The organism is Streptomyces lushanensis, from assembly GCF_001700515.1.
GTDB classification, from domain to species: Bacteria; Actinomycetota; Actinomycetes; order Streptomycetales; family Streptomycetaceae; genus Streptomyces; species Streptomyces lushanensis.
Map to the genome: position 1 here is coordinate 1 of NZ_MAUD01000305.1, position 5,881 is coordinate 5,881.

The 5,881-nt window shown below is 71.3% G+C and carries 4 protein-coding genes and 2 pseudogenes; 2 read left to right on the top strand and 4 right to left on the bottom strand.

The window, feature by feature from the left end; all coding sequences use genetic code 11:
- The 4 genes and pseudogenes from BFF77_RS35825 to BFF77_RS23680 all read right to left on the bottom strand — a co-directional run.
- Positions 1-365: pseudogene (locus BFF77_RS35825) on the bottom strand (hypothetical protein); the annotation flags it as partial.
- Between the two features lie 347 nt (positions 366-712).
- Positions 713-1,486 carry a creatininase family protein gene (locus tag BFF77_RS23670; protein WP_211280305.1) on the bottom strand — a complete coding sequence of 258 codons (774 nt, stop codon included), beginning with the start codon at positions 1,484-1,486 and terminating at the stop codon, positions 713-715.
- On the bottom strand, positions 1,483-2,295 hold the full coding sequence (locus BFF77_RS23675; protein ID WP_079125426.1) for a FadR/GntR family transcriptional regulator: 813 nt from the start codon (positions 2,293-2,295) through the stop codon (positions 1,483-1,485). Before BFF77_RS23675 ends, BFF77_RS23670 begins: the two co-directional genes overlap by 4 nt.
- A gap of 75 nt (positions 2,296-2,370) precedes the next feature.
- A pseudogene (locus tag BFF77_RS23680) lies at positions 2,371-3,197 on the bottom strand (substrate-binding domain-containing protein).
- 14 nt (positions 3,198-3,211) lie between these two features.
- Between BFF77_RS23680 and BFF77_RS23685 the strand changes: the two are divergent.
- On the top strand, positions 3,212-4,507 hold the full coding sequence (locus BFF77_RS23685) for an ABC transporter substrate-binding protein (protein WP_066953188.1): 1,296 nt from the start codon (positions 3,212-3,214) through the stop codon (positions 4,505-4,507).
- A 272-nt stretch (positions 4,508-4,779) separates the two neighbouring features.
- Positions 4,780-5,881: glycoside hydrolase 5 family protein (locus tag BFF77_RS23690; protein WP_066953190.1), on the top strand; the 1,102-nt coding region annotated here is incomplete at its 3' end.

A 5,881-nucleotide genomic window follows, 5' to 3' on the forward strand; every position in this document is an offset into this window, starting at 1 on the left:
GCCGCGGCAACACCGGTGCCGGGACGGAGGAGTTCTCCAAGCTCTCGACGCTCCCGGCCGTGGTCGTCTACCCCGACGGTGTCATCGGCACCGGTGTTGCCGCGGCCGTGGAAGGCGAGGACCAGGGGCCAGTCGCGCTTCTTGGCGTAGTTGTCGGGGAGATGGAGCTGGTACGTGCGGTCACGGCCACCGCTGCTGATGGTCTGCGACGCGCTGGTGCCGGGCTGCTGGGGAGCGGGCAGCCGGCAGGCGGACTTCGAGGGCTTCGACGCGCTCGCCGGGGCGGCGGCCGTCGCGGATCCGGTCGCTCCGACGCACAGGACGAGGCTCACGGCGGCTGTCGCCATCCGCTGGAGGGAGTTCATGGCAGGCTCCTTCTGCCGGACGTCCCGGGCGGACGGCCGGCTGGTTTCCGGGCAGGGGTGCCCCACACTGCGGGGCGGGATCGCGTGCTGGGCGGACGATGGCCTCTACGCGACGGACGTTGTGCGATGTGTGTTGTGCGTTGTGTGTGGTGCGTGTGTGGTGTGTCGCGGTGTGACGTGGTGCGGTCCGACGCGCTGCGGCGGGCGCCGTTGTGGTGTGCCGCGCGGGACGTGTCGTACGGACGGGTGCTGTCCACGGCACCACGTTCGCCCCTGCCGCCTCGCGGAAGGACGGGCGGGGCGGGCGCGTGATGCCGTACACGGGTGGAGCGGCGGCGGGTCCGGTGTCAGACGTCCAGCCACTCCTTGACGAAGGCGACCAGACGGACCACGACGGCGTCGACGACCGCCTGTCCGTCCTCGGCGGTCGCCCGGCGCGGGTCACCGAGGATGCCGTTCTCACTGATCCGGTCGTAGCGGACGGCGAGTGCCGGGTGGCTGCCGTGACGCGAGAGCCGGGGGAGCGGATCGAGCTGGGAGGTGGACGTCGTACCGGCCACGAGCCGGTCGGTGTGCACCAGTTCGGGGGCGAGATGGAGCATCTGCGCGGTCTCGGCCTCACCGCTGTGGCCGTGCACCTCGCTGACCTCCATCCCGGACACGACATCCGCGGCCAGCGCGGTGACGGGCGACCAGGCGAACTGGAGATCGGGATGGGTGGTGAGCAGATCCTGCGCCACGGTGGCCAGTGTGGCGTTGTTGCCGCCGTGGCCGGTCACCACGAGTATCTTTCGCCAGCCGTGCCGGTAGAGGCTCGCCACATACTCACGGACCACCGCGGCCAGGGTCGTGGTGGTGAGAGTGACCGTGCCCGCGAAGGCGAGATGGTGCGGTGACACACCGACCGGCAGGGGAGGGCCGATCACCGCGCGCCCGGCCAGCGCGGCGGCCACCCGGTCGGCCACTCCTTCGGCCCGGATGGTGTCCGTGGCCAGTGGCATACCGGGACCGTGCTGTTCGAACGCGCCCGCCGGGATGATCACCACAGGGCTGGCGGTGACCGCCTCGGCGGCCTCCGGTGTCGTCATCGCGGCCAGCCGCAGCGGCGGTCGGCCGTTCACCGGGCCACCCCCGTCTCCGCGCCTGCGCCGGTGGCTCCGGCGTCCGCGGCTCCGGTGTCCATGGGGCCGGCGTCCCTGGCTCCGGCTTCCTCCGGTGCCGAGTCCGCGCGGCCCTCGTCCTCCGCGCCGACCTCCGGGAAGTCGGCCGCGAGGACCGCCTCACGGATGGACCCGAGGTGCTCCCGGGTCAGCCGCTCGGCCGCCTCGGCGTCCCCGTCCCGTACCGCCGCGAAGATCTCCACATGCTCCGCGTGGTCCCGCGCGCGGTCGTTGTAGCGGTGCCGGATCTCGACCTGCTCCCGAGCCCTGACCTGGAGCAGTGCCTCGACGGCCTCGCGCAGCAGCGCGTTGCCGCTGGCGGCGGCCAGCGCCACATGGAAGTGGACCGACTGCCGCAGCGACTCCTGGGGCGGATGCAGCGCGTTGGTGGACGCCGCCTCCAGCCGTGCCACAGCCTCCGGCACCCGGGTACGGGCGGCGGCGGCGGCCACGGCGGGCTCCAGGACCAGCCGCGCCTCGACGAGTTCGAGCACCGACTCACGGCTGCCGCGCGGGAGATGCGGATTGGCGAGCAGCCGCCGCTCACTGCCGGGTCCCACATACGTACCCGAGCCGTGCCGGAACTCCACCACGCCGGTGGCCTCAAGTCTGCGCAGGGCCTCGCGGACCGTGGGCGTGGTGACGTCGAACCGGCGGGCGAGGTCCCGGGAGGACGCCAACGCGTCCCCGGGAACCAGCCGTTCGGTGCGGATGATCTCGACGATGCTGTCCGCGAGATGCTCGGACAGCGACAGTTCACTGCGACTCATAAAGTGAATAGATCACTTGATCTCTTGGGGTGTCAATGGTCGTGACAGGAATGATTTTCGGCCAAGCGGAATGTGTCAGTCGGAGCCTGGTGCCGGGCCTGTGCTCTCCCGCTCGATCAGCGCGGGCAACGGCATCTGTACGGTGCGCGGCTCGCCGTCGTAGAGCGGCGCGGCCGGCTCCCGCGCCGCGATCCGGCCGATCCCACCGCGTCGCGGGAGAGCGCAGTCGGCCGGGGCCGTTCCAGCCGGCACAGGGCCGAGTCCTCAAAGGCGACGACCGAGACGTCGCCGGGCACGGAGAGGCCGAACTCCGCCGTGACGGCCGCGCCGGCGGCGGCCATCACGGCGTTGTCGTAGATCAGGGCCGTCGGCGCTCCGGACCGCGCCGGCACCCGGCGGGTCACCGCCGCGCCCCGGATGTCGGAGTGGTCCGCCGTCAGCGAGCGCGCCTCGGCCAGTCCGCGCCGGCCGGCCTCGATCCGCGGCGAGCGGACACGCCGCTCGGTGTGCGCGAGTGAGGGGAGCCCGGCGACATGGACGATCCGCCGGTGGCCCAGCGCGTGGAGCAGGTCGACGACGGACGCCGTGGTGCCCGCGTCGTCGGCCCGTAACCGCGACAGGACCGGACGCGGCCCCGCGTCGCCCTCCACCACCTGGAAGGGCAGACCGAGCTGACGGTCCGACAGGATCTCCTGGATGCCGGAGACGAGCTGGAGCACGGACGAGTCCACGCCGAGGGCCGCCGGGGGCCTGGCCGGCACCAGCCCGGCCGTGGCCGAGCCCTCGCCGGAGAGCGCGGGCGAACGTGTTGACTTTGCCCGGGGCACCTTGCAAGGTCTGCGGGTAATAAACAGCCGGGCCCGTGGCTCCGGTTCGCCGCCGGCGCGTCCGAGTCCGAGCAAAGGAGCCGTTCACCGTGCGCATCTCCCGCAGAGCAGCAGCTGTCGCCGCTGCTCTCGCCACCGTCCTGCCGCTCGGCGCCTGTAGCGGAGGAACCGGCACCGAGGAGCCCTCGGACGCCTCGGGCGCCGTCAAGGGCCGGATCACCTTCCAGACCTGGAACCTCCAGGCCAACTTCAAGGACTACTTCAACGGAGTCATCGAGGACTTCGAGAAGAAGTACCCGGACACGAAGGTGAGATGGGTCGACCGGCCGGCCGAGGGCTACGCCGACAAGCTCAGCGCGGACGCGGCCGGCGGCACCCTGCCCGACGTCGTCAACGTCTCGCCCGACCTGGTGGCCCCGCTGGCGAAGGCCGGGCTCGCGCTCGATCTCGACCGGGACAAGGTCGCGGCGGGGTACCGCGAGGAGTATCTGCCGGGCGCCTGGAAGAGCCATCAGATACCGGGCGTGGACGGGACGTACGGTTTTCCCTGGTACCTCAACACCGGCCCGATGTTCTACAACAAGCGGCTCTTCGAGGAGGCCGGGCTCGACCCCGAGAAGCCGCCGACCACCTATGACCAGGTCTTCAAGAGCGGGCTGAAGCTGGCCGAGCGGAGCGACGGCGAGATCGCCACGCTCGCGCAGGTGCCCACCATCGAGGACTTCGGCCGCTACGGCGTCCGGCTCATGAACAGGGAGGGCACCGCCTTCGCGTTCAACGACGCCAAGGGCGTGGACATGCTCACCCGCTACAAGGAGCTGTTCGACGCCAAGGCGCTCGATCCGCAGGCGCTCGCCGCGACCCCCGAGTCCTCGGGTGCGAAGTTCCTCACCGAGTCCGTGGCCATGAACCCGGGCAGCGTGCTGGACCTGGAGAACTTCAGGAAGCAGGCCCCGGAGCTCTACAGGAACATCGGCATCACCGACCAGATCACCAGCACCGGCAAGGTGAACATGTATGTCATGGGCGTGATGGTCCACGCCAGGGCCAAGGAGAAGCCCGCTGCGGTGGCCTTCGCCCACTTCGTGACCGACGCGGCCCGCCAGATGTCCTTCGCGAAGCAGGTCGCCATCTTCCCGAGCACCAAGGGCTCGCTGGAGGACGCGTACTTCACCGAGGAGGACGGCACCGACGAGACCCGCGTCCGGATCGCCGCCGCCAAGTCCCTGAAGAACGCGGTCAATTACACACCGGTCCTGTTCAGCGAGCAGATGAAGACCGAGCTGCGCAACCAGGTGGCGAAGGCACTGCAGGGAAAGCAGAGCCCCCAGGAGTCGCTCGACCGCGCTGTCGAGGCCTGCGACAAGCTGCTCAGGAAGAGCTGAGCCCGGCACCACGAAGGGCGCCGCCGCACTCGGGGCGCGTGCCCCGGACGCCGCCGCGGGGCTCACGTCCCGGAGCCACGGCTCCGGCCGAGGGTCCCGCCGCGGGTCCCGTCGCGGGCCGGAACCCGGCCCCTGCCGGGCGCCCGGCAGGGGCATCCGGCGCTCCTTCTTCCGGGGCGTCGGCGAAGGCGCCGTCAAGGACTGACGGCGTTGTCGCCCGGCGGATCCACCCGCACCGCATGTGCCGGAGCACCAGGGGGAACATCGCCGGTATGAGCACTCCCGCGCCCTCCGCGCCCCCCGCGCCGCGTTTCGGCGTCAACTACACGCCCAGCCAGGGCTGGTTCCACCACTGGCTGGACTTCGATCCCGACGCCGTACGCGCCGACCTGGACTCGGTCGCGGAACTCGGCCTCGATCACATCCGGGTCTTCCCGCTCTGGCCGCTCTTCCAGCCCAACCGCACCCTGATCAGGCCACGCGCCGTCGAACAGCTCGTCCAGCTCGCCGACGCGGCGGCCGAACGGGGGCTGGACGTCGCTGTCGACGGACTCCAGGGCCACTTGTCGAGCTTCGACTTCCTGCCCGCCTGGACACGGACCTGGCACCGCAGGAACATCTTCACGGACAACGATGTCGTCGCCGCGCAGGCCGCGTATCTGCGGACGCTCGCCGCCGCGCTCGCCGACCGGCCCAACTTCATCGGGATGACCGTCGGCAACGAGATCAACCAGTTCTCCGGGCCGCCGCATCCCGATCCCGACCCCATCACTCCCGAGCAGGCGGCCGGCTGGCTCCACCGGATGCTGGACGCGTGCGAGGAGGGAGCACCCGGCAAGCTCCATCTGCACGCCGCGTACGACGCCGTCTGGTACCAGGACGGGCACGTCTTCACCCCGGAGCACGCGGCCAGGATCGGTGCCGTCACCGCCGTGCACTCCTGGGTGTTCAACGGGACCGCCCAGCGGTACGGCCGTACCGGCACCGCCACCGAGCACCACGCCGCGTATCTGATCGAGCTGGCCAAGGCCTGGGCGCTCGAACCGCACCGGCCGGTCTGGCTCCAGGAGGTGGGCGCGCCCGCGCCCGTTATCCCGGCCGAGCACGCCGCTGCGTTCACCGAGGCGACCGTGGCCCATGTGCTGGACTGCGCCGATGTCTGGGGCATCACCTGGTGGTGCTCGCACGACGTCTCACGCTCGCTCGCCGACTTTCCCGAGCTGGAGTACGGCCTCGGTCTGCTGACCAACGACCGGCGGATCAAGCCCGCCGGGCGGGCCCTCGCGCGGATCGCCGAGGAGTGGCGCGGCAGACCGTACGCGCCCGAGGTGCGCACCACCGCGCTCGTCGTGGACACCACCGGGCCCGAGGGAG